This window comes from Streptomyces sp. NBC_00005 (assembly GCF_045160215.1).
Classification (GTDB): domain Bacteria; phylum Actinomycetota; class Actinomycetes; order Streptomycetales; family Streptomycetaceae; genus Streptomyces.
The window spans coordinates 1,583,830-1,605,872 of sequence record NZ_CP108316.1 but is presented as its reverse complement, the minus strand read 5'-3'; the positions used below and the strand labels follow the sequence as shown (position 1 = coordinate 1,605,872).

Here is a 22,043-nt window from a genome sequence, read left to right as displayed (position 1 = left end):
CTCGGTCCTCGCCGTATAAGTTAACTTATATAAGCTACCTTACATGTGGAGGCCATCTGTGGCGGTGAGGGATCCCAGCGAGCGCGTCGGCTACCTGATCTGGCAGCTCTCGCAGGCATACATGCAGCGCCTCGAACGGGCATTGGGCCCGCTCGGACTGACCCAGGCGCAATTCGGCACGCTCGTCCGACTGAGCCGGGACGGGGCTCTGTCCAGCGCCGAACTCGCCCGCCGCAGCGGCATCACCGCGCAGTCCATGGGCGCCGCGCTGCGGGGTCTGGTCGAGCGGGGTCTGGTCGAACGGCGCCCCCACCCCACGCACGGAAAGATCATCGAAATGTGCGTCACGCCCGCGGGCGAGGCACTGGCACTACGGGCCGAGACCGCGCTCGAACCGTGCGAGCAGGAGACCCTGGAACCGTTCCAGCCCCAGGAGCGGGAACAGGTACGCAGTCACCTCCGCCGCATGCTCGGCGCCCTCAACCCCCAGGCACTCGGACCGGGGGACGGGAGCCGGCACGAGGGGACATGAGTGGCGGCGCGCTGTTCAGCACTGGGGGAGGGGGAGCCGCCGGTCATCCGTGCGATGGGCGTCGACGTGGGCCGTCGGCAACCGGCGACAACACCGTGTTGGCGGTCGCGCCGCCCGCATGGGAGGGTCGGGAGATCAGGAAGTGACCGGTACGGAGGGGAAGTTCATGGACGGGCGGATCTGGGACGCGCTGGTCGACTCGATGAAGAGCGCGTACACCGCCGGCCTGGAGCAGGGCGCCGTGCCCCGGCCGGTCATCATGCCGCTGGTGCGCGGCGAGTTGGTCGGCCTGACCTGGGTGCGCCCGATCAAGACCGGCGAGGACGCCCTCACCGGCATCGCCCAGCTGTCCAACATCGCTGCCGCGGCCGGCGCGGACGAGGTCGTCCTCGCCTGGGAAACCCATGACGTCGCAACCGCCTGCGAGCTGCCCCTCGTCGGCCCGGCCCCGTGCCTGAACATGGTCCACGCCACCCGCGAGGGGCATGTGCTGCACCAGTTCCCGTACGACGAAGAGGTCCTGGCCCGCAGCCCCGAGGGCGGGTCCTTCGTCGCGCCCGACTGGCAGCCGGGCCCCGCGCCCCAGCCCGGCGGCGAACTGGCGCTGCCCATCCAGGCCGCCGTCAACTACTCCTTCATCCCGATGGACATGGACCACCCCAACCCGTTCGGTGTCACCGTCGTCCTCATGGAGGAGGACGGCTACAAGGTGCGCCTGACGGAGACGTTCGCGCACTGAACCCGACCGGGATCGCAGGGGATCGAAGCGGATCGAGGGGGATATCGCGGGCAGTGAGTTGACTTGGGCTTACGGCCCACATCTCATCCGCGCTCGCGGAGGTACGCCTCCAACTCGGCGGCCCCGGCCAGCATCGCGCGCCCACGGGCGGACAGTCTGCCGTGCCAGTCGCGCAGGGTGGCCTCCAATGGCTCCGGCCCGCCGGCCTCCCGTACCTGGGTGATCAGCGGGGCGATCTGCTCCAACAGGTAGCCGCCCCGCCTGAGTTGGTGGACCAGCCTGGCGTCCCGTACGGCGGCCTCGTCGTAGACGCGGTACCCGGTGAGCGGGTCGCGGCGCGGGTGCACCAGCCCGGCGCGCTCCCACTTGCGCAGCGTCGCGGGCCGGATGCCGAGCTCACCTGCCAGCGGCCCGATGAACCTGTCGGCAGGCCCGGACGCTGCGTTGGGCTCTGACGCTGCCTCGGGCCCGGACGCCGCAGCGGGCCCCAGGCTGCGGAGGGCGCGCTCCACGGCCTGGAGGGTCCGCCGGTCGTCGAGGAGCTGGGCGTGGCTCTCGTCGATGAGGTGCAACGCCTCATCGACCGCGCCCTCGTTCACCGCCCGCATGATCGACGTCGCAGTCTGGTGGCCGTGGCCGGGCACCAGGGCGAGGAACGCGCGCAGGGCCTGCGCGTGCAGCGGGGTGTAGGTGCGGTAGCCGTGGGGTGTGCGAGCGGCGGCCGGAAGGATGCCGGCCTCCTCGTAGTTCCTGATCGCCTGCGTGGACAGACCGTGCCCGCGTGCCAGATCGATCGGCCTGAGCCGCTCACCCCTTTGAAGGTTTTGTCCCATGGTCCTGTCGATATCGCGGAGAAGTTTCAACCGAAAGTTCAACGATAGCGTTGAAGGCATGGCTACTGACATCAAGGACACCGTCCATGCCGTCGAGGCCGCCGCCGTCATGAGGCTGCTCCCGGCCCGGCCGCGGCTGCTCGCTCTGGGCGAGCCCACCCACGGCGAGGACACTCTGCTCGACGTGCGCAATGAGCTCTTCCGGCAGCTCGTCGAGCAGGAGGGGTACCGGACGATCGCGATCGAGAGTGACTGCATGATGGGCTCGGTCGTGGACGACTACGTCACCTCGGGCACGGGCGCCCTCGACGAGGTCATGGAGCGTGGATTCAGCCACGGTTGGGGCGCGTTCGCGGGCAACCGCGAGCTGGTGCGCTGGATGCGCGCCCACAACGACGGCCGGCCCGAGTCCGAACGGCTCCGCTTCGCCGGTTTCGACGGCCCGTTGGAGATCACCGGCGCCGCGAGCCCCCGGCAGGCCCTCACCGCACTCCACGACTACCTCTCGGCCCGGGTGGACACGGACCTGCTCCCCTGCACCGTGGAAAAGCTCAACCACCTGCTCGGCGCTGACGACCGTTGGTCCAATTCCGCCGCGATGATGGACCCGGCCCAGTCCGTGGGGCAGTCGGCCGAGGCGGGGGAGTTGCGACTGCTCACCGACGATCTGGTGGCGCTGTTCGACGCACAGACCCCACACCTGATCACGGCGAGTTCGCGGGACGACTGGGACCGCGCACGCCTGTACGGGCGCACCGCCATCGGCCTGCTGCGCTACCACCACTGGATGGCAGACACCTCACCGAGCCGCATGACGTGGCTGGTCGGCCTGCGGGACCAGATGATGGCCGACAACCTCCTCGCCCTCGCCGAACGGGGCCCGGCACTCGTCCACGCCCACAACGGCCATCTCCAGCGGGCCAAGAGCACGATGCGGATGGGCGGCCGGCCCGTGCAGTGGTGGAGCGCGGGCGCGCTCGTGAGCTCCCAACTGGGCGAGCGGTATGCCTTCCTGGCCACGGCCCTCGGCACGATCCGGCACCAAGGAGTGGACGTCCCGCCGCCGGACACCGTCGAAGGCCTCCTGTACGGGCTCCAGGAGGACCGCAGCGTCATCGACGCCCCTCGGCTGGCCACCACCCTCGACGCCACGCGGCCCGCTCCCCGCGTGTCCCCGTACTACGGCTACTCCCCGCTCGACCCGGCACACCTGGACGCAACCGACGGGATCGTGTTCGTCAGGGATGTCCCCGCCGCCGAGAGCCGAGCGACGCAATCTGCTCAGACAGTGTGACACCGGTCGTGACACTGACACGGTCACACCTTTGATAGGGTGATCACAGTGTTCCGGGCGCCGCTGACACATTCCCCCGTGATAGGTGCCCGGAACGCAAATACCTGTGACTGGAACCGCAGGTGCAGCGCCTGGGCGCCACTCGATCCCCCGACGGGTGGCGCCCGGGATCATTCACCACGGGAGCGCGCGGCGGCCGTCCCGTTCATGGGTACGGCGGCCTCCCACGGAACCAGCTATCCCGACCGGGAGTACGTCAACGGGAGTACGTCTAGGAGTGCTTCGCGCGGTACAGGCCCCGGCCGGTCCGCTGGACACGGGAGGCACCGACGAGGCGGTCGAGGGTGCTGCGGATGCCGTTGATGCTTCCGCTGTCGGTGTCACGGCCGAGTGCCGCGGCGACATCGCGGGCCCGCACATCGGCGTCGCCGACGCCGGCGAAGTACTCCATGATCTGCTCGGTGAGCCTGCCGTAGTTCGTCTGCCCGTCCGTGTCGGTGCCGGCGGCAGGAGGGCGTGTTGCACCCTTGGCGCTCTGTGGCTTCCGAGGCCGGGGTGCGGGCTTCGGGCCGGCGTCCGCAGGTTCGACGGAGGTCCTGTCGGTCTGCGGTTCAGCGGTCTCCGCAGCCTGGCCCTGTTGCGCGGCCGCGGCACCGGCCGTTGCCGTGGAAGCCGCGACGGCCGGGTTGAGCATCAGGGTCTCGAGGGCACTGAGGGCGCGCTGCACCGAGCCGAGATGCGCCACGACAGCGGCCAACTCCCGCTCCAGCGCCTGCTTCTGGACCTGCAGGCGGGACAGTTCCTCCTGAAGGCTTTCAGCCGTGATCTCGATATTGTGCGCCGCGCGGGTTGCGGAAACCATGTGTTCCTCTCATCCTCAAGCCCCCGTACCGCGCCCCGGCTCACATGCCGTGCCGTTCGGTCCGAACGCGGGAACCGGGTTCCCCCGACATCATATGCAGCGCCCCCTCCGAACGTAGAAACACTGGAAACATCAGACAGTGTGAGGGCGGTGGGAGGACGTGCGGTGCGACATGTTGTGCAGTGCGTCGGAGACCGCCTCGATACGCGCGTCGACGGTACCGATCTCCTCCTGGAGCAGGCGGAGGCGGGCCTCGAGCAGGGCGGCCTCGGCCGCCAGGGACACACCGGCGGCGAAGGGGTCGGAGTGCTCGTCTGAGTCTGGTGGCATTGCGCGTCTTTCTGCTGCTCAAGTCGATAGTCGTAGGCAACCGTGTGTGCGGACGGTCAGCAGGGCCGGCCGCGCCCCTCGCTGCACATCGGGACTGCACATCGGACGCCGTCCCGACGACGGGCTGCTCCGGAGCTGAGCGGTCGGCCTGCGCCTCAACGTAGGCCACGACCGCACATGTAGTTGAATGTTCATCGGTTCGGTGCGTCACAGTGTGAGACAGTGTTTTCCGTTGCCGGTACAAACCCGAGCCGCTTGCGAGCTGTCCCCCGACCTGTCACGAGCCGCCGCGGCGCGGCTGCATGTCACACATGCGGCGGCTACTCGGTCTCAGGTGGTAGCCCCCGGCATTCCTGCGCAGGGATGAGAAAGACCATGATCGAAATCCGGGGTCTCCTGCCGCATCACGAACATTGGAGGTGTGCTTGCCCATGGCTGCCGAACGAGGAGATGACAGCCTCTCTTGGAGCGGACGGGCGGCTTGCCTGCGCGAGGACCCCGATCTCTTCTTTCCCATAGGAAGCAGCGGGCCGACGCTCATCCAGATCGACGAGGCCAAGGCCGTCTGCCGCCGTTGTCCTGTCGTCAAGCAGTGCCTCAACTGGGCCGTGCGGGTGGGGCAGGTCGAAGGCATCTGGGGCGGGATGACGGAGAGCGAACGCCGCGCGATGAAGCGGCATCGCGAAGCCCGCCAGATCGAAGACACGGTCACCACGGCGGCGTGACGAGACGGCCCGGAGCGGGGCGCAACGCTTTTCGACGATCCGTGAATGGTGGTAGGGGTATGAGTGACGGGAGCCAGGAAAAGGAAGGGCGGCCGGCAGGCAAGGGGGAAAGGGTCGCCGAATGGGTTGACGGTCGCTTCGGCGTGTACAGCCTGGTCAGGGCGAAAGCGCGACGGGCTTTCCCGGATCACTGGTCGTTCATGCTGGGAGAGATCTGCCTCTACAGCTTCATCGTCATCGTCGTCACGGGTGTGTATCTGACGTTGTTCTTTCATCCGTCGATGAAGGAAGTGCAATACAGCGGCAGCTTCGCACCGATGCGCGGTCAGATGGTGTCGGAGGCCTTCAATTCGACCATGCACATTTCCTTCGACGTCCGTGGTGGTCTGCTGATCCGGCAGGCCCATCACTGGGCAGCGCTGGTGTTCGTGGCTTCCCTGCTCGTTCACATGATGCGCGTGTTCTTTACGGGTGCCTTCCGCAAGCCTCGCGAACTCAACTGGGTGTTCGGGTTCCTGCTGTTGATTCTCGGAATGTTCGCCGGGCTGACGGGATACGACCTCCCGGACGACCTTCTTTCGGGGACCGGACTCGCCGTCGTGAACGGAACGATTCTTTCCGTCCCCATCGTCGGAACGTACCTTTCGATGTTCCTCTTCGGGGGCGAGTTCCCGGGGCACGATCTGGTGGCGCGTTTCAACACCATCCATGTGCTGCTCATCCCCGCCCTCATGGTGGGACTGCTTGCCGTCCATCTGTTCCTGGCCCTCCGCCACAGGCACACGCAGTACCCCGGCCCGGGACGTAGCGAAAAGAATGTCGTGGGAGTGCCGCGCAAGGTGCGTACCGTAAAGTCCGCGGGACTCTTCTTCATGGTCACCGGCTTCATCTTCGTCGTCGCCGCGGTCGCACAGATCAATCCGATCTGGCAGTACGGCCCCTACCGTGCCGACCAGGTTTCTGCCGGTTCGCAGCCGGACTGGTACATGGGTGTGGCGGACGGGCTGCTGCGGGTCATGCCCGGCTGGGAAGTCGACTTCTGGGGCCACACCCTGGCTCTGGACAACCTGATCCCGCTGCTGGTGGGCGTTGGCCTCTTCCTCGCCATGGGCGCATATCCGTTCGTCGAGGCCTGGGTGACCGACGACGACCGTGAGCACCACCTTCTCGACAGGCCACGAAACCGCCCGGTGCGCACGGCACTTGGTGTCGCATGGATCGGGTTCTATCTGGTGGCCCTGATCGGTGCCGCGAACGACATCATCGCCGTACGCTTCCATGTCTCCGTCGAATCGGTGACGTGGGCGGTTCGCATCGGACTCTTCGTCGTACCGCTTGCGGCTTATGCCACGGCGAAGCGGTGGGCGCTCGGTCTCCAGCGCCGAGACCGCGACGAAGTGCTGCACGGCCGTGAGACCGGGAACATCAAACGTCTGCCGAACGGAGAATTCATCGAGGTGCACGAACCACTGAGTCAAGAGCAACTGCACGTTCTTACCCAGCACGAGCAGTACAAGCCGATCGGTTCCGGCGTTGCGTCGCGGAACGGGAATGATCCCGGTGCCGGATTCCGCCTCGCTCAGCGCCTGCGTGCCGGTCTCAGTCAGAATTTCTACGGCGAAGGCACGCAGATCACCAAGCCAACTGCGCAGGAGTACAAGGAGATCACCAGTAAACAGGGAGGCTGATCTCGGTTCGGGCCCAGAAGAAACGACCTGACTGAGTCCGATCAGGCCGACGTCGCCGTGCCGTCGAGCCGCATGGTGCGGATTTCCTTGCGGGAGGAGATGCCGAGTTTCGAGAACACCTTGCGGAGGTGCCATTCGACCGTGTGCGGGCTGAGGAACACCTGGGCGCCGATCTCCGGGTTCGTCAGCCCGTCGCCGGCCAGACGAGCGATCTGTGCTTCCTGGGGAGTGAGCGCCGAGCGGGTCGCGGCGGTGCGTCTGGGCACCTTCGCGCCCGTGGCCTTGAGCCCGCGTCGTGCGCGTTCCGCGAACGCCTCGGCCCCGATGTGGTTGAGCATCTCGTGGGCGGCGCCCAGTTCGGCACGGGCATCGGCCCGGCGGTTCTCGGCGCGCAGCCACTCGCCGTACAGGAGCCGGGAGCGGGCCAGGTCCATCCGGACCGCGGTGTTGCCGAGCCGCTCGATCGCCTCGCGGTACAAGGCCTCGGCGGCCTGCCCCTCGCTCACCAGAGCGCGGACACCGGCCGAGGTGCCAAGGGCCCAGTCGGTGCCGCTGGCCTGCGCCATGTCGCTGATCCTCCGGACCGCCTCGGCCGCCTGCGCCGGCCGTCCGAGTCGTACCGACGCCTCGATGAGTTCGACCGTCGACTGGAGGGACAGGCCGAGTTCCTGCGGGTTCTCGCAGCCGCGCCGGGCGGCCGCGTAGGCGTCCTCGTACCGGCCCAGACCGTTGTAGAGCACGGCCGCCGCCCATTGCGTGGCGGTCACCACCTTGCCTTCGCCGCGTAGCAGGCGGTCCTGGGTGATGGCCTCGATGGCCTGGTGGGTCGCGGCCTCCCGGCCCTTCCACGGCTCCACGACCAGCGCTCCGTAGTGAGCGAAGAAGCTGCTGCCGGTCGCCTCGCCGATGGAGGCCGCCTCGGCGACCAGGGAGTCGGCGTTGGCGAGGTCACCGGCGAAGACCCGGTTCGACAGGCGCAGGAGGAGAGCCGACGGCAGGACGGACAGAGCTCCCGAATCGCGTGCCTGGTCGACCAACCGCTTCGAGAGCACGGACCAGGTGTCGAAGTCCCACACGCTGTGCGCCAGGCGGCACGCGAGCGGGAGCCAGCCGAGGCCCTCCTCCTTCGAGACCTCGTCGGTGCGGAACGAGGCCAGAGCCTGGAGCAGCATCGGCGCGCCGACGGCGTAGCCCTCTGTGGTCACCCGCGCCACGCCGTCCAGGAGGAGATCGTCGCGGGTCGGTTCGGCGGGCGTCGGTGCGCTCAGTACGGCCTCGGCCACCTCGAGGACCCCGCCCCTCGGCAGCCGGCCGGCGGTGAGAGCCGCGTAGATCGCGTCCCGGTAGGTCTCCCGGGAGAGTCTCGAGTCGAGCGGCACGAGTCGCTTGGCCGCTTCGAGCATCAGCGGCAGGCCCGCGCTGGCGCTCTTGGACGCGGACATGATCCGGCCGCGCAGCAGTTTCGACTGTGCGGATCCGAGCTCGTCGAGCGGACCCAGCTCCGCCGCGTCCGCCAGCTCTCGCGCGGCGTCGAACGCACCGGCCTGGTACTTGGCCTGCGCCGCTGCCAACGCCCTGGCCCCCCGGCGCACCGGGTCCGGGGTCAGCTCGGCGGCCCGATCGAGAAAGGCCGCCGCGGCGGCTACTCCGCCGCGCGCCTGCGCCCGGTCCGCCGAGCGCTCCAGTTCCGCGGCCACCGTCTCGTCGGGTCCCGCCGTCGCGCGCGCGAGATGCCACGCCCGACGATCGGGGTCGAGCTGAGCGTCGGTCGCGTCCGCCAGCGCCCTGTGTACGTCGCGCCGCCCGTCCCGGCCTGCCGCGCGATAGGCCGCCGAGCGCACCAGCGGGTGCCGGAAGCGCACCCACGCGCCGAGAGTGATCAACCCTGCCGCTTCGGCGTCCATCGCGGCGGCGTCCATGGCGATTCCCAGCCGCTCGGCCGCACGCCGCAGCAACATCACGTCGCCGACCGGCTCGGCGGCGGCGGTGAACAGCAGGCGCTGGGTCTCGGCCGGGAGCGACTCGATGCGGCGGAGAAAGCCCTGCTCGATCTGCCCCGACAAGGGCTGCGCGTCGGGACGTACGAAGCCACCGGCCAGGTCCACGGGGGTCAGTCCGCGAGGCAGTTCCAGCAGGGCGAGCGGGTTGCCGCGGGTCTCGGCGACGATGCGGTCGCGCACCCGGTGGTCGAGCGGACCGGTGACGACCGAGGCGAGGAGCTTTCGGGAGTCGCCCTCGGTCAGCCCCGTCACCGGAAGCTCGGGGAGACCGGCGAGCATCTCGACGGCGGTCGGCTCGCGGACGGCGAAGACGAGCACGATCGACTCCGCGAACAGCCGACGGGCGACGAACTCCAAGGTCTGCGCCGACACGCGGTCCAGCCACTGCGCGTCGTCGATGAGGCAGACCAGCGGCTCGTTCCCCCCGGCGTCCGCGAGGAGGCTCAGCGTGGCCAGACCCACCAGGAACCGGTCGGGCGCATCGCCGCCACGCAGCCCGAACGCCGTGCGCAATGCGTCGCGCTGCGGCTCGGGAAGACTGTCGAGGCCTGCCAGCAGCGGGGCGCACAGCTGGTGCAGGCCGGCGTAGGAGAGCTCCATCTCGGACTGGACGCCCGACGCCCTGACGACGCGGCAGCCGCCGGCATGATCGAGGAGGTACCTCAAGAGCTCGGTCTTCCCGATCCCCGCCTCGCCGCGCAGGACCAGGGCCGCGCTTCGCCCGGATCTGGCGCCTGCCAAGAGGTCGTCGAGGATCCGGCACTCGGTTCGCCGCCCGAGGAGTCCGGCTCTGGAACCGCGGCTCGTCATGACAGCCTCCCCGCAGCAGAATAGACCGGCTTCCTGGGTACGTCTCCTGATCTCTGCGGCCGTGACTGGTGCATGGCACGTCATCTCTGCAGACGAGACGGGTGCATCACACGTCATCTCCGCGGACGTGACGGGTGTGCATCGCACGTCGGCGAAGCGGTCCCGGCCTGCTTCGTGCGCCGCCGGACGGGGTGTCCCCGGGGGCTCGGCCACGGATCCGCCCCCGTAACCACGTAGTCGGCCACGGGTTTCCACGGGCGCGATCGGCCACCCCCTGGCGCGACGTTGGTCTCAGCCGCATTTCTAGCCGCTGACCCACGGAGCAGAGGAGCAGATCGTGGACACGCATCCGGTCGAAGCCACGCGAGGTCGGGAGATGGCGGGCATGACGGCCGACCCGACACTGGGCGAACTGGAGAACGCGACGTCGGTGTTCGTCCGCGCCAAACCAGGACTCCTCAAGATCGCCAACCGGATCGTCGGGAACGCGAGCGAGGCCGAGGACGTCCTCCAAGAGGCATGGCTTCGCTGGCAGGGCACGGATCGCACGGTCGTCGTGAACCCGCCGGCGCTGCTCAGGACGACAACCGTCCGGCTGGCCATCAACGTCGTGCAGTCCGCCTGGCGGCGCCGGGAATCCTGCGCCAGTCCCTGGCTCCCGGAAACGGTGGACGCCCACGCGACCCCGGAAGCAGCGGCCGAGCGGCACGACTCCGTCGAGCGAGCGGTGCTCCTGCTGATGGAGACGCTGACGCCGAGGCAACGTGCGGCCTACGTCCTGCGGGAGGGTTTCGGCTACCCGTACCGCCAGATCTCCGAGCTCCTGCACCTCAGCGTCGCCAATACGAGGCAGCAGGTGTCGCGCGCCCAGGAGCGTCTCGCCGCGAACCGTCCCGGGCAGCCGGTGGACTCCGTCGCGCACCGGCGTCTGGTTCAGGCGTTCCTCGCGGCCGCCCAGTCCGGTGACCTCGCGCCCCTGGAGAGGATCCTTTCCGCGGACGCCGACCACCCGCCCGCCCTCAGTCCGGTGCCGTGCGCTGCGAGCGAATAGTCGCCGTCGTACACCTGCGGGCGTTGTCGGTTACCGGGAGGGCCGGTCGGGGTTTCCTTGCGGGCTGGGGGTCCGGTAGTGGTGCGCCAGCGCGTGGAACGCTTTCTTCGGTTCCCAGGGCAGGCCGGGGTAGGTGCGTTCGTCCGGGGGATACCCGCTGTGCTCGTCGAGGATCTTGGCGATTCCGTAGGAGGCGAGGTCGGGATCGGGGCCGGTGCGGCGGTGCGGGGTGGCGTAGCCGGCGAAGCTGAACCAGAAGACGGCGTCGACGCCCTCCTCCTCGAAGATCGGCATGAGGTCGTCGAGGTAGCGGGCCTGTTCGCCCTCGTCGCGTACCAGGTCCGGCTTGGGGGTGACGTCGTCCGCCTCCATGGCCACGTGCCGGCCCGCGCCGCCGTAGTCGCCCGCCCCGCGGAAGGTGCAGCAGCCGACCTCCATGACGGCGACCGGCTTGCCGTGGGTGAACTCCTTGCGCAGGTCGTCAGGGTAGGTGGCGGCGTTGCGCAGGCCCCGGAAGGCGTCCAGGCCCACGATGTCGAACGGACTCCAGTCCACCCCGTCCAGGGGGCAGGAGGCGTAGCTGACGGGGCCCGCGAACAGCGGCCGGACGGTGCGGACGACGTCGCCGACGAACGCGTTGACCTTGTCGGGGACGGGCCGGAGGGCGGCTTCGCGGTCGGGCCCTGCCAGGACCGGGATGCGGTCGTTGAAGGTGTCGCCGGGCAGGTAGCCGCGGGCGAACAGACTCAGTTCGCAGCCGGTGACCAGGACGACGTCGGCGCCGTCGCGGCGCAGCCGTTCGGCTCGCTCGGCGCAGTCGGCGAAGTACGGCAGCATCTGCGCGTCGGTCATCTCGCAGGGGAACGGCGAGAACCAGACCTCCAGGCCGGCGTCCGCCGCGAGCCGCGCCGTGGTCTCGATGCGGTCCGGGTCGCCGCCCGTGATGCGGATCGCGGTGCAGTGCAGGTCCTCGGCGATGACCCGCATGTCGCGCGCGACGACGTCGGCGTCGAAGACGGGCCGGGAGGTGTCGCCGTTGGGAAAGGTGCCGGTGTCGTAGTGGATGCCCTTGCCACGCATGCCTTGCGCCTCCGAGGAGAGTCCGTGTGTCCCTTACGGCGCGATCGTCGAGGCTCAAGCGGCGTCAGAGTCAAGGGCGGACGGTGCCCGGCCGGGGCCGGAGGAGATCCGTCAGCTCTCAACCGGGGAAAGCCGGCGCAGGGTGGCGGCGATGGCGCTCATCCGTTCGTCGACGTTCACCAGGCTTTGGCGAAGCTCGGCGACACGGGTCTGGAGCTCGGTGGCTTCAGCGGCCAGCGCCAGGACTGTGGCCGTGATGTCGGCGCGGCTCTCCGTGGCCCGGGTCATGGGGTGTCCTTCCGCGGCAGTGGCCGGAATGAAGGGGGCTGCACTGGGATGACTGCTGGGGGTGGCCCCTGCCGGCAGGGGCCACCCCCAGGGCTCACTTCTGCTGCGCGAGCCAGTCGGCGAACCGGATCTGGGCGATGTGCGCGTCCGGACCCGGCAGGAGCGTGGTCTCCTTCAGCACGACACCCCAGTACGGGGCGTGCTCGTCCGTGACCACCGTGCGCGGGTCGCCCTTCGCGGCGAGCCCCTTGCGGATGAGTTCGTCGAGCGGGAACGCCTCGGGGCCGCCGACCTCCACCACGCCGTTGACCGGGGCACCGACCGCCGCACGGGCGACGGCAGCGGCCACGTCGTCGGAGGCCATGGGCTGGATCTTGGCGGGGGACAGACGCACGGTGTCACCCTGGGTGGCCTCGTCGGCGATCGCCTTCACGAACTCGAAGAACTGGGTGGCGTGGACGATGGAGTAGGGAGTGCCGGACGCCCCGATCAGCTCTTCCTGGACCTGCTTGGCGCGGAAGTACCCGCTGTCCTGGAGGCGATCGGTGCCGACCACGGACAGCGCCACATGGTGGGTCACGCCGGCCTCGGCCTCCGCCTTCAGGATGTTGGTCGTGGAGGTGCGGAAGAACTCCATGACGGGCCCGTCCTCGAACGAGGGGGAGTTCGACACGTCGACCACGACCGACGCGCCCTGCAGGACCTCGGCCAGCCCCTCGCCCGTAAGGGTGTTGACGCCCGTGTTGGGAGCGGCCGCGACCGCCTCGTGCCCGTGCTCGGTGAGTTTGCCGACCACCTTCGAGCCGATGAGCCCGGTTCCACCGATCACTACGACCTTCATGACGAATTCCTCTCGGAGGTTTATGTGGTGCGGCGCGCATTGCGCGCATTCCGCGACGAGCTGCTCACCGCCGTCGGACACATCCGGTCTGTATGAGGAGTGACAGGGCAGCGACTCTCTTTGTGACAGGGTTCGCGGGAATCGAGAGGATTCCCCGACTGCCTCGGAGCGTTGTCCGGAGAGTTTTACGAGGTCATTCGGCGAGCTTTCCGTCGGTCGAGACCTCTTCCATCAGAGAGGAAATCTCGTCGGGGATGGCCGGAATGCTCTCGCGGGAGATACCCGCTGTCGGGGACCACACGAGATTGACCTGCAGAGCGGGATCCAGTTCCGGGTAGTCGCTGCGGTTGTGGCAGCCGCGGGTCTCGCGACGCTCCAGTGCCGCTTCGAGGGTTGCCCGGGCCGCCAGGGCGGCGGACTTGAGGTCGAAGGCGTGGGCGAGGTCCTGATAGCCGGCGATGTCCGGGTGGACGCCGACGGCCTCCATCCTCTTCTCGATCACGGCGAGTTCCGCCAGCCCGGCCCGCAGGCCCTCTTCGTCGCGTACGACTCCCGCGTGCTCGGTCATGGTGTTGCGGATGGCGCGTTGCAGGGCGCGGACGTTCTCCGGGCCGTCGGTCGCGAGCAGGTCGTCGACCTCCGCGCGGGCGTCCGCGATCGCCGACGCCGACCGGGGCTGCGCGGTCAGGGACAGCGAGTAGGCGGCCGCCGCCCGGCCGGTGAGGCGGCCGAAGACCAGCAGCTCGATGAGGCTGTTCCCGCCGAGGCGGTTGGCGCCGTGCAACCCGCTCGAGGCCTCACCGATGGCGAACAGGCCACGCACGTCCGTGCTGTGGTCCTCGGGACGCACCCACACCCCGCCCATCGAGTAGTGCGCGGTGGGTGCGATCTCGATCGGTTCGCGGGTGATGTCCAGCATCTGGAGGTCCAGAAGAGTCTGGTAGACGCGGGGCAGTCGCGTCATGATCGTCTGCCGTGGCAGGTGGGAGACGTCGAGCCACACGCCGCCCTTGGGGGTTCCCCGCCCTTCCTTGATCTCCGTGTAGGCGGCCAGGGCCACCCGGTCGCGGGTGGACAGCTCCATGCGTTCGGGGTCGTAGCGGGCCATGAACCGTTCCCCGAGCGCGTTGCGCAGGATCCCGCCCTCACCGCGGGCGGCCTCGCTGACCAGGGTGCCGGCCGCGTTCTCCGGTTCGATGATCCCGGAAGGGTGGAACTGCACGAGTTCGGGATCGCGCAGGCGGGCTCCGGCCTCCGCGGCCAGGCGGAAGGAGTCCCCCGTGTTCTCGTCGCGCCGCGAGGACGTACGCCGCCAGATGCGGGTGTGGCCGCCCGCGGCAAGGATGACGGCGTCGGCGTGGATGAGGTAGCGCTTTCCGTCCGTGAGGTCGAAGCCGTACGCGCCGAAGACGGCGCCGTCATGCACCAGCAGCCGCGTGATGTAGATGCCGTCGAGCACCGGGATGTCCAGCTGGTCCGCGCGCCGGATGAGCGTGCGCTGGATCTCCAGGCCGGTGTAGTCGCCCGTGAAGGCGGTCCGCCGGAACTTGTGCGCGCCGAAGAAGCGCTGGGAGATCCGGCCGTCCTCCTCCCTGGCGAAGGCCATGCCGAAGCGTTCCAGGTCGTCGATGCCCCGGGCGGCACCCTGGGTGACGATCTCGACGGTGCGCGGATCGGCCAGCAGATAGCTCTCCTTGAGCGTGTCGGCCGCGTGCTGCTGCCAGGTGTCCTCGGGATCCATGGTGGCCAGGGCAGCGTTGATCCCTCCGGCCGCGAGCGCCGTATGGGCGTCCTCCTTGGGGCGCTTGCCGACCGCGAGCACGTCGATGCCCGCCTCCGCCAGCTCGATCGCCGCTCGCAGACCGGCACCTCCGGTGCCGATCACCAGCACCATGGTGGATAGATGTTGTTCGGTGATAGCCACAGTCCGCTCCGATCGCGAGAGTCATCACTAGGTAGGACCAGGTCGGGGCGGGATCTGTGACACCTCGCGGCGCAACCGATGCCGGCGGCCGGGAAGGCGGCGCGATCGTCGTCGGCGATCCCCGCCAGACCGCCGTCATCGCGTGAGGGCACAGCGAGTCGGCCTTGCTCAGGAGACGGGCGGCGATCTCCGGATCGACGTCCGGCGACTTGACCACCGGGTCGACGTGCGGGAGGTGGCCGTCGTGGTGAAGTCGGGTGTCACCCACGTTGTGACAGCCGTCCTCCCAGGCCCTCGAACGGCACTTCCCAGCACGCGGTGTGCGATGCCGAAGCGACGGGGACGTGCCGTGCGGCCAGTACGGCGGGATCGGCCCGCTCGGGCAGTGCGGCAAACCCGCACTGTTCCAGTTCCGCGATCACCTGTGCGCGCGAGGCCGGCCACAGCCAGAACGTTTCGCTGTGTTCTCGCAGCACACCCTCTTCACCTCGCACCCAGTAGTCGAAGCGTGTGCGGATGCGGTCCGCGTCGGCCGTCTCCACCCTGCGCCCTCCGTACTCGTGTCGGCCGACCCACTGGGGCGGGAGGACATACGTGGTCTCGTGACGCGGGAGGCGGGCGGGCGGGAGTTGGAGGAGCAGCACGCCTCCCGGTACGAGGGCCTTGGCGACGGCCGGCCACAGGGCGCGCCGCGAGGCCGGGGGAAGGCAGGCGATCGTGTTGTGGCACACGGCCACATCGGCCACGGCGTGCAGTGCGGCCTCATCGAGCGTGTGGGGGTGCACCGTCACCCGCATCCTCAGCTCGGCGGGCAGGGCTGCCAGGCGCGTCATCAGCGGGCAGCGCATGGAATGCGCGGGCTCGACCGCGTGAACGGGGACCTGCGATTCCATGAGGCTCATGACCGTGACACGTCCGGTTCCGGCACCGACGTCGAGCACACCGACACGGGCGCTGCCGACATCGCGGCCGTAGAACCGGCGTACGCGTGCCGCGTCCCGCTCGCCCTGCAGGACGTCGTAGAACTCCGCACTGATCGCATAGGCGTCCGGCTCCTCCCGGCCGGGGGGAGCGACGGAGACATCTGACGGAGAAGGGCGCATATCCAGCAAGACCAACCATGGACCTCATCTGTGACAGTCGAGTCCCGTACCCATTGTCGGCCAGGTGCACTTTGTCGGCCAGGTGCACTGCGTACGACAGACCTCACAGCACTGTTGTGACACCGAGTGGATCAGTGCGAGCGGCGGTGTCTGTCACAGACCCGGCAGGTGCTCGGTCATCACTTGGAGACAGTGCGACAACCACGGAGGTGCAGCACAGTGTCAAGCAAGGACTCAGCGGGATCTTCCGACGCACAGCAGGATTCCCCGACGTGGATGGCCGCGGCGACGATGCTGCAGGACGCCAAGCCGCCCCACATCCCCGAGGGAGCCTCGGGCATGACCGTCCTGATCGAGTGGCCGCCCGGTGCGACGGGTACGCCTCCGCACCGCCACTCGGGACCGGCCTTCGGCTACGTACTCGAGGGCGAGGTGCTCTTCGAGTTGGAGGGAGAGCCGGAACGCGTCATCAAGGCCGGTGACACGTTCTGGGAGCCAGGCGGCGACGTCATCCACTACCAGGACGGCAACGCCGGCGCGGACGTGCCCTGCCGGTTCGTCGTGACCATGTTGTGTGCGCCGGATGCGCCGATGCTCACGCTGGTCGACGAGGAGGAACTGGCCCAACGGGCCCATTTGCGTGCTCCGCGCCCCGCGAACTGACCTGCGGCTTTCTGCCGCCAGGTCGCTGTGACCGAAGCGGACCCGCTCCGTGGGAGGGCAGGCGGGCATGTGTGCCACCGACGTCGTGAGCTCCCTGCTGACGGTGCTGTTCGCGGCCGCGGCCGTCCACGCACTGCGGCGCCGTGTCCTGCCACGGAGCCCCGGCCGGCGCAGGCGCGTCGACGGCGTTCTGCACACCGTCATGGCCGTGGCCATGGCAGCCATGCTGTGGGGCGGGGAGGCCATGGTGCCCGCGAGGGTGCAGGTGGCCTTCTTCGTGGGTGCCGCACTGTGGTTTCCCGTGTCCGCCCTCAGCCGGCGGCACGGGACACGACTGAGCGAGGCGGCGCGGAACGCGCCGTCCGCGGTCGGCATGGCCGCGATGGCCTGGATGGCCCGCCCGATGGTGAGTCCGGGACACCACGCCCTGGCCGCCGCCCACGCCGGTCACCCCATGGGGGAGCAGGCGACCCACGGCGCCGGGACCGGCGTACTGGTGCTGTGTCTTCTCGCATACGCCCTGAGATCGCTCACACGTGACATGCCGGGGCTGCGACGCAGCGCGGACGACTCGCCCGCCTGCTCCACCAAGGAGCTCTACGGCCACTTCTGGGAGGGCGCGACGCACCTCGGCACGGTCGTGATGCTCCTCATGCACCCATGACAGCCGAGTCGGGGGCGGCACCGGGCGTTGATAGCGTCGCCATGTGCCGTGCCGGCCGGTGCGGTGTTCAGCTCGACCGAGAGAGACGTGATGTCCCCGACGATTCGCAGGGCCGTGATCCCCGCCGCCGGACTCGGCTCCCGTCTGCTGCCCCTCACGAAGGCGACGCCGAAGGAGATGCTCCCGGTCGGCGACAAGCCGGTCATCGAACACACCGTGCGCGAGCTGGTGGACTCCGGCATCACCGACATCACCATCGTCGTCTCCGGCGGCAAGAGCCTCATCCAGGACCATTTCCGCCCCAACCCCGCCCTCGTTGACCAACTTCGCCAGGACGGCAAGACGGCCTACGCGGACGCGGTGGAGGAGGTCGCGGAGCTGGCCCGCCGCGGCCACATCACCTATCTCGACCAGCACGGCCCGTACGGCAACGGCACCCCGGTGCTGAACGCCGCCCGTTCCTTCGGCGACGAGCCCGTGCTGGTGCTGTGGCCCGACGACGTCTTCGTGGCCGAGGTCCCCCGCGCCCAGCAGCTGATCCGCGCGTACGAGCAGACCGGCTGCCCGGTGCTCGCCCTGCTGCCCATGGACCCCACCGAGTCCCAGCGCTACGGCGTGCCCATCGTCAAGGAAGACCTCGGTGACGGCCAACTGCGCATCACCGGCCTGGTGGAGAAGCCCGAGCCCGCCGCCGCCCCGTCGTCGTACGCGGCCATCGGCGGCTACGTCGTCACCCCCGGCATCATCGACGAACTGCGCGAGCAGACCCGCCGCTGGTACGAGCGCAGGACCGGCGAGGTCTACCTGACCGACGCCATCAACGCCTACGCCTCCACCCGCGCGGTGTACGGGCAGGTCATCAAGGGCCGCTGGTACGACACCGGCAACCCGGCCGACTACCTGGTCGCCCAGATGGCGTTCGCCCTCGCCCACCCTGAGTACGGCCCTCTCGTACGCGGCCTGGTCAACGGACTCGACGACGACCGTGCCGCGGCCCTCCAGGCGGACACCGACAGCTGACCTGTCGCCCCACGTCCTTGGCCGCCCGCCCACGGTGAGCGGCTCAGGACAACGGGTCGTCCGTGGGCACCGACGCGCCGGTACGGCCGCGGATGAGCGCGATCACGGTGTCGGTGGTGCGGTCGAGGTAGCTGCGGCCGTCGGGCGGCTGGGCCTCCGGGCTGATGTAGCTGCGCGGCCCGAGGTGAGTGGCCGGGTCGAGCCGATGCACGGTGATCTTCCCGGCGCGGCCGGCCCGGTTCCATCCACTGCTGCGGAACAGGCGCCAGCGCTGAGGGAAGATCCAGCTGCCGACGCGCTCAATTCGGTCGCTCGCACTGGTGAGTTGATGCACCTGCTCGGCATGGGTGAGGTCGTTGGCACCGTTGTGGAACCCACCGAGTGTGATCAGCAGGAGCGGGGCGCGCAGCCGGCTGTGCAGTTCGTCGACCGCGCCGGTGGCGACCTGGGCGCCGCCGCTGTAGCTGAGCAGCACGACCGGGACACCGCTGTCGGGCTCGTAGCCGGCCAGCCGGAGTTGAGTGGCGATCTGGGAGCCGACAGCCCGGTTGTACAGGGGGCGGTAGCGGTGATCGGCGGCGACGAAGATCTGCATGACGTTGTGCAGGAACAGCAGCAGCCCGATGTGGCGGCGCAGCCATGCCCACACCGGCCGGTCGGCGAGCGGGTCTGCCAGCGGAGAGTAGGGCTGCACCTGGCCCAGTACCCGCAGTTCCGGCGCTCGGGCGATCAGGGCCGCGACGAGCTGGCCGCCGTCCCGGGTGTCGCGGACGCGGCGTTTCCCGATGCCGTCCAGGTAGACCAGGTAGGCGTCCGGGGGACTGTCGGGGGCCGCACCCCGGGCATAGGGCACGCCGTCCGGGAGCACGGTGGTGGGGGCCCGCCAGCCGGCGCTGTAGGCCAGCACCTCGTAGCGGGCCAACAGGGCTTCGGCGAGCAGCACCGGCCCGAGCACGCAGACCCAGAGCAGGAAGCCGTTCATGCGATCCGCTCCGGCGCCGCGGTCGCGCTGATCCTCACGACCAGACGCCGTACGGCTTCCACGGCGAGGCCGAGACCGGCCCCACCGACGGCCACGCAACCGGCGGCGCCCCACCAGCCAAGCCCGGTGGCCGCCGCGAGCGGGCCGGCCAGACCGGCCCCGACGCCCACAAGGAGCAGCAGGTGGAGCAGCGGCCCGAGCAACGGGAACGCCAGGACGGCGGAGAGCAGCAGCGGGGCGAGCAGGCTCGGTGTCCACGCCGGCCCGTCGCCCGACGGCGTGGCGGACAGCGTCAGTTCGGCCAGGGTCCACGCCGTCAGCGGCCACAGCGCGAACACAGCGCCCTCGACCAGACCGGCGGCCAGCAGCAACCCGGCCACGAACGTCCGCGACATGCCGGGCCGGCGTGCCACCAGAGGCAGGATGCGCCCGGCGGCCTCCGACAGCCCGGCGAACAGCAGCAGGACGACGACGGCTGACATCGCTCAGCCTCGCAGTGACGGATCGACGGGAGCCGACGCACGGACCGAGCCGGCCGCTTTCACATACTGTTCGAGTTCGTCGGCGGCCCGCCGATAACCACCCGCTTCCTGCTGGGCGGTCCGCAACGTGGTCGCTGCCTCCCGGAACCCGGAGTGGTCGAGCAGCCGCCGGGCGAGGACCCGCACGGAGACCCCGGTCACGTCCCGGGTGCGGATCGACAGACCGGTGCCGAGCTCGACGACGCGACGGGCCACCATCGGCTGGTCGGCGCCCTGCGGAACCACCAGCATCGGAACCCCGGCGTACAGAGCCTCGTTGACGCTGTTCATGCCGCCATGGGTGACGAACAGGGCCGCGCGGGCCAGCACCTCCGGCTGTGGCACCGACCGGCGGGGGAACACGTTCGCCGGCAACGGACCCAGCGCGGCGGGATCGGTCTGCCCGGTGGAGAGGATCACGGTGCCGCCCAGCGGGGCGAGCGCGGTGGCGAAGGTGCGCAGCAGCTGCGGGTCGGCGTTGAACACCGTGCCCAACGAGGCGTACAGCACGGGGTCGTGGAGCCGTTCGAGCGGGAACGACGGGTCGGCCGGGCGGGCACCGATGCTCGGGCCGACGAACCGGTAGGAGTCGTCGAACTCCTCGACGGCGGGCTGGAACGCCCGCGACGTGTAGACCAGGTTGAGCGGCTGGCGGATGTTCCCCAGGTCGACCAGCGGCAGCCCACGCGTGTCGAAGCGGCGGCGCAGCGCCCGGCGCGACCGCACATAGCCCTGGACGCTGCGGGGCATGGCCGACGCCGCGGTCAGCAGACCCCACGAGCCGCGAGTGGGGCTGGGGACATGCCGGTTGAAGGCAAACGTGGTGTATGACGATGCCGCCGGCACCCCGAGTTCGCGGGCGGCGACCGCACCCCACAAGCAGGCGTTGTCGTGGACGATCAGGTCGGGCCGGACGCGGCGCAGGTCGGCGAGGACGGTGGGCAGCAGGCTGACCGTGGTCCGGGCGAGCCCCTCCAACCAGGTGGCCGGCGTCGGCGGATCCGGGAGCCGCTGTTCGCCCCCGGGGTAGAGGCACACGCTCGCGCCGGTGGCCTCGATCTCCCCACCGAACGCGGGGGAGGTGTGGTACGTGACGGAGTGGCCGCGCCGGACGAGTTCGGCCACGACCGGCAGCGTCGGGTTGACACGCCCGTGCATGCCGATGTTGAGGAACGCGATGGTACTCACAGACCGACCCCCAGGATGGAAGACGTCGACTCCCCGCCCGGACCGGCCGAGGCCGCCGGAGGATCGTCGACCCGATACAGGCCCGGACCGCTGACGCGCAGCCCGTCGAGAAAACGCCCCGCCGTGCGGGACGCGGTGCTGATCAGTCGCTGGGAATGGCCGAAGTCCCACGGAGCGGGCCAGTCCTCGATGCCGGTCGGCAGGACGACGGTCGGGATGTGCCGGGACACCTCGTGCAGGTCACGCTCGATCTGATGGCGCAACAGCAGCAGCCCGGCCCTGGCGGCCACCGCACCGGCACGTCGGCGCGGAACGACGGGCCGCAACGGCGAGCTCTCCGGCCCGGACGACACCACCACCACGCTGGCCGCACCGGCCTGCCGGGCCGCCAGCACCGGGACGTAGGCGATCACCCCGCCGTCGACGAGCGTGCGGCCCGCACGCTCCACCGGGGGCAGCAACCCGGGAATGGCCGCGCTGGCGAGCAGCGCGGACTCGAGGTCGCCGTGGTCGAGCAGTACCGGAGCACCGGTACCCAGATCCATGGCCACCGCGGTGAACGGGACCGCCAGTTGCTCGATCCGCGACGGCAGCCCGGCCCGGGCGATCAGCCGACGCAGGCCGCGGTCGGTGAAGACGCCGGCACGGGAGGACAGATACCCGAGCGGATACACCTCACGGCGACGCAACTGGGTCCACACATGGTCCAGCCACGGCGCGGCCCGGTCGGGGTGGGCGGCCGCGATGGCCCCGTTCAGGGCACCCACCGAGGTTCCGACGACCAGGTCCGGGACGAATCCGCGCTGCTCCAGCGCGTACCCCACACCGACGTGCGCCGCTCCGAGCACACCGCCGGCGCCCACCACCACGGCCACGGGACGGGGGAGGGCCTGCAAGCCCGCCGA

General features: G+C 69.8%; 22 protein-coding genes. 9 read left to right on the top strand and 13 right to left on the bottom strand.

Annotation, left to right across the window (positions count from 1 at the left end; all coding sequences use genetic code 11):
* Positions 1–43 precede the first annotated feature (43 nt).
* A complete protein-coding gene (locus tag OG303_RS07835) occupies positions 44–532 on the top strand; it encodes a MarR family winged helix-turn-helix transcriptional regulator (protein ID WP_405866160.1) in 489 nt (162 codons plus the stop codon).
* A gap of 142 nt (positions 533–674) precedes the next feature.
* Positions 675–1,271: a hypothetical protein gene (locus OG303_RS07830; protein ID WP_405866158.1), complete on the top strand. Its 597-nt coding sequence runs from the start codon at positions 675–677 to the stop codon at positions 1,269–1,271.
* Positions 1,272–1,354: 83 nt separating this feature from the next.
* Here the strand turns inward: OG303_RS07830 and OG303_RS07825 are convergent, their stop codons facing one another.
* Positions 1,355–2,104, bottom strand: coding sequence for a TioE family transcriptional regulator (locus OG303_RS07825; RefSeq protein ID WP_405866156.1), 750 nt, complete (start codon positions 2,102–2,104; stop codon positions 1,355–1,357).
* Between the two features lie 58 nt (positions 2,105–2,162).
* Here OG303_RS07825 and OG303_RS07820 point away from each other — a divergent pair, with 58 nt between their 5' ends.
* Positions 2,163–3,398 (top strand): erythromycin esterase family protein, encoded by a 1,236-nt coding sequence (locus OG303_RS07820; protein WP_405866154.1) that lies wholly within the window; start codon positions 2,163–2,165, stop codon positions 3,396–3,398.
* Between the two features lie 271 nt (positions 3,399–3,669).
* Here OG303_RS07820 and OG303_RS07815 read toward each other — a convergent pair whose 3' ends face one another.
* Both OG303_RS07815 and OG303_RS07810 read right to left on the bottom strand, forming a co-directional pair.
* Positions 3,670–4,260, bottom strand: a complete 591-nt coding sequence (locus OG303_RS07815; RefSeq protein ID WP_405866153.1) for a hypothetical protein — start codon at positions 4,258–4,260, stop codon at positions 3,670–3,672.
* Between the two features lie 132 nt (positions 4,261–4,392).
* On the bottom strand, positions 4,393–4,590 hold the full coding sequence (locus tag OG303_RS07810) for a hypothetical protein (RefSeq protein WP_405866151.1): 198 nt from the start codon (positions 4,588–4,590) through the stop codon (positions 4,393–4,395).
* A gap of 431 nt (positions 4,591–5,021) precedes the next feature.
* Between OG303_RS07810 and OG303_RS07805 the strand changes: the two genes are divergently transcribed.
* Positions 5,022–5,315 (top strand): WhiB family transcriptional regulator, encoded by a 294-nt coding sequence (locus OG303_RS07805; RefSeq protein ID WP_405866149.1) that lies wholly within the window; start codon positions 5,022–5,024, stop codon positions 5,313–5,315.
* Positions 5,316–5,374: 59 nt separating this feature from the next.
* The gene (locus OG303_RS07800; protein WP_405866147.1) at positions 5,375–7,003 is read left to right on the top strand and encodes a cytochrome bc complex cytochrome b subunit; all 1,629 of its coding nucleotides are present in this window, start codon (positions 5,375–5,377) and stop codon (positions 7,001–7,003) included.
* Between the two features lie 41 nt (positions 7,004–7,044).
* On the opposite strand, the gene OG303_RS07795 is transcribed toward OG303_RS07800, so the two are convergent.
* Positions 7,045–9,813: an AAA family ATPase gene (locus OG303_RS07795; RefSeq protein ID WP_405866145.1), complete on the bottom strand. Its 2,769-nt coding sequence runs from the start codon at positions 9,811–9,813 to the stop codon at positions 7,045–7,047.
* A 337-nt stretch (positions 9,814–10,150) separates the two neighbouring features.
* Between OG303_RS07795 and OG303_RS07790 the strand changes: the two genes are divergently transcribed.
* Positions 10,151–10,864, top strand: coding sequence for a sigma-70 family RNA polymerase sigma factor (locus tag OG303_RS07790; RefSeq protein WP_405866143.1), 714 nt, complete (start codon positions 10,151–10,153; stop codon positions 10,862–10,864).
* A gap of 30 nt (positions 10,865–10,894) precedes the next feature.
* Here the strand turns inward: OG303_RS07790 and OG303_RS07785 are convergent, their stop codons facing one another.
* The 5 genes from OG303_RS07785 to OG303_RS07765 all read right to left on the bottom strand — a co-directional run bounded on the left by OG303_RS07785 (position 10,895) and on the right by OG303_RS07765 (position 16,115).
* Positions 10,895–11,944 (bottom strand): hypothetical protein, encoded by a 1,050-nt coding sequence (locus OG303_RS07785; RefSeq protein ID WP_405866141.1) that lies wholly within the window; start codon positions 11,942–11,944, stop codon positions 10,895–10,897.
* A 111-nt stretch (positions 11,945–12,055) separates the two neighbouring features.
* Positions 12,056–12,232: a hypothetical protein gene (locus OG303_RS07780; RefSeq protein WP_405866139.1), complete on the bottom strand. Its 177-nt coding sequence runs from the start codon at positions 12,230–12,232 to the stop codon at positions 12,056–12,058.
* Between the two features lie 94 nt (positions 12,233–12,326).
* Positions 12,327–13,073 carry an SDR family oxidoreductase gene (locus OG303_RS07775; protein WP_405866137.1) on the bottom strand — a complete coding sequence of 249 codons (747 nt, stop codon included), beginning with the start codon at positions 13,071–13,073 and terminating at the stop codon, positions 12,327–12,329.
* A gap of 193 nt (positions 13,074–13,266) precedes the next feature.
* Positions 13,267–14,967, bottom strand: a complete 1,701-nt coding sequence (locus OG303_RS07770) for an L-aspartate oxidase (protein WP_405866135.1) — start codon at positions 14,965–14,967, stop codon at positions 13,267–13,269.
* Positions 14,968–15,257: 290 nt separating this feature from the next.
* On the bottom strand, positions 15,258–16,115 hold the full coding sequence (locus OG303_RS07765; protein ID WP_405866133.1) for a class I SAM-dependent methyltransferase: 858 nt from the start codon (positions 16,113–16,115) through the stop codon (positions 15,258–15,260).
* A 261-nt stretch (positions 16,116–16,376) separates the two neighbouring features.
* Here OG303_RS07765 and OG303_RS07760 point away from each other — a divergent pair, with 261 nt between their 5' ends.
* From OG303_RS07760 to OG303_RS07750, 3 genes are all read left to right on the top strand, one after another.
* Positions 16,377–16,763: a cupin domain-containing protein gene (locus OG303_RS07760; protein WP_405866131.1), complete on the top strand. Its 387-nt coding sequence runs from the start codon at positions 16,377–16,379 to the stop codon at positions 16,761–16,763.
* A 67-nt stretch (positions 16,764–16,830) separates the two neighbouring features.
* Positions 16,831–17,427 carry a DUF5134 domain-containing protein gene (locus OG303_RS07755; protein ID WP_405866129.1) on the top strand — a complete coding sequence of 199 codons (597 nt, stop codon included), beginning with the start codon at positions 16,831–16,833 and terminating at the stop codon, positions 17,425–17,427.
* A gap of 90 nt (positions 17,428–17,517) precedes the next feature.
* The gene (locus OG303_RS07750; RefSeq protein ID WP_405866127.1) at positions 17,518–18,447 is read left to right on the top strand and encodes a UTP--glucose-1-phosphate uridylyltransferase; all 930 of its coding nucleotides are present in this window, start codon (positions 17,518–17,520) and stop codon (positions 18,445–18,447) included.
* A 43-nt stretch (positions 18,448–18,490) separates the two neighbouring features.
* Here the strand turns inward: OG303_RS07750 and OG303_RS07745 are convergent, their stop codons facing one another.
* Genes OG303_RS07745 through OG303_RS07730 form a run of 4 tightly spaced genes read right to left on the bottom strand, consistent with a single transcriptional unit; the run spans position 18,491 to position 22,034 of the window.
* The gene (locus OG303_RS07745; protein WP_405866125.1) at positions 18,491–19,429 is read right to left on the bottom strand and encodes a hypothetical protein; all 939 of its coding nucleotides are present in this window, start codon (positions 19,427–19,429) and stop codon (positions 18,491–18,493) included.
* The gene (locus tag OG303_RS07740) at positions 19,426–19,911 is read right to left on the bottom strand and encodes a hypothetical protein (protein WP_405866123.1); all 486 of its coding nucleotides are present in this window, start codon (positions 19,909–19,911) and stop codon (positions 19,426–19,428) included. The genes OG303_RS07745 and OG303_RS07740 overlap by 4 nt, the downstream gene beginning before the upstream one ends.
* A gap of 3 nt (positions 19,912–19,914) precedes the next feature.
* On the bottom strand, positions 19,915–21,138 hold the full coding sequence (locus OG303_RS07735; RefSeq protein WP_405866121.1) for a macrolide family glycosyltransferase: 1,224 nt from the start codon (positions 21,136–21,138) through the stop codon (positions 19,915–19,917).
* The gene (locus tag OG303_RS07730; RefSeq protein ID WP_405866119.1) at positions 21,135–22,034 is read right to left on the bottom strand and encodes a patatin-like phospholipase family protein; all 900 of its coding nucleotides are present in this window, start codon (positions 22,032–22,034) and stop codon (positions 21,135–21,137) included. The genes OG303_RS07735 and OG303_RS07730 overlap by 4 nt, the downstream gene beginning before the upstream one ends.
* Positions 22,035–22,043: the final 9 nt, after the last annotated feature.

Excerpts from the sequence above, each read along its gene's own strand:
- OG303_RS07795 (WP_405866145.1), bottom strand. The coding sequence starts at position 9,813 with ATGACGAGCCGCGGTTCCAGAGCCGGACTCCTCGGGCGGCGAACCGAG.
- OG303_RS07805 (WP_405866149.1), top strand. The coding sequence starts at position 5,022 with ATGGCTGCCGAACGAGGAGATGACAGCCTCTCTTGGAGCGGACGGGCG.
- OG303_RS07800 (WP_405866147.1), top strand. The coding sequence starts at position 5,375 with ATGAGTGACGGGAGCCAGGAAAAGGAAGGGCGGCCGGCAGGCAAGGGG.
- OG303_RS07825 (WP_405866156.1), bottom strand. The coding sequence starts at position 2,104 with ATGGGACAAAACCTTCAAAGGGGTGAGCGGCTCAGGCCGATCGATCTG.
- OG303_RS07820 (WP_405866154.1), top strand. The coding sequence starts at position 2,163 with ATGGCTACTGACATCAAGGACACCGTCCATGCCGTCGAGGCCGCCGCC.
- OG303_RS07780 (WP_405866139.1), bottom strand. The coding sequence starts at position 12,232 with ATGACCCGGGCCACGGAGAGCCGCGCCGACATCACGGCCACAGTCCTG.
- OG303_RS07815 (WP_405866153.1), bottom strand. The coding sequence starts at position 4,260 with ATGGTTTCCGCAACCCGCGCGGCGCACAATATCGAGATCACGGCTGAA.
- OG303_RS07770 (WP_405866135.1), bottom strand. The coding sequence starts at position 14,967 with ATGGTGCTGGTGATCGGCACCGGAGGTGCCGGTCTGCGAGCGGCGATC.
- OG303_RS07775 (WP_405866137.1), bottom strand. The coding sequence starts at position 13,073 with ATGAAGGTCGTAGTGATCGGTGGAACCGGGCTCATCGGCTCGAAGGTG.
- OG303_RS07785 (WP_405866141.1), bottom strand. The coding sequence starts at position 11,944 with ATGCGTGGCAAGGGCATCCACTACGACACCGGCACCTTTCCCAACGGC.
- OG303_RS07810 (WP_405866151.1), bottom strand. The coding sequence starts at position 4,590 with ATGCCACCAGACTCAGACGAGCACTCCGACCCCTTCGCCGCCGGTGTG.
- OG303_RS07745 (WP_405866125.1), bottom strand. The coding sequence starts at position 19,429 with ATGAACGGCTTCCTGCTCTGGGTCTGCGTGCTCGGGCCGGTGCTGCTC.
- OG303_RS07750 (WP_405866127.1), top strand. The coding sequence starts at position 17,518 with ATGTCCCCGACGATTCGCAGGGCCGTGATCCCCGCCGCCGGACTCGGC.
- OG303_RS07740 (WP_405866123.1), bottom strand. The coding sequence starts at position 19,911 with ATGTCAGCCGTCGTCGTCCTGCTGCTGTTCGCCGGGCTGTCGGAGGCC.
- OG303_RS07835 (WP_405866160.1), top strand. The coding sequence starts at position 44 with ATGTGGAGGCCATCTGTGGCGGTGAGGGATCCCAGCGAGCGCGTCGGC.
- OG303_RS07760 (WP_405866131.1), top strand. The coding sequence starts at position 16,377 with ATGGCCGCGGCGACGATGCTGCAGGACGCCAAGCCGCCCCACATCCCC.
- OG303_RS07755 (WP_405866129.1), top strand. The coding sequence starts at position 16,831 with ATGTGTGCCACCGACGTCGTGAGCTCCCTGCTGACGGTGCTGTTCGCG.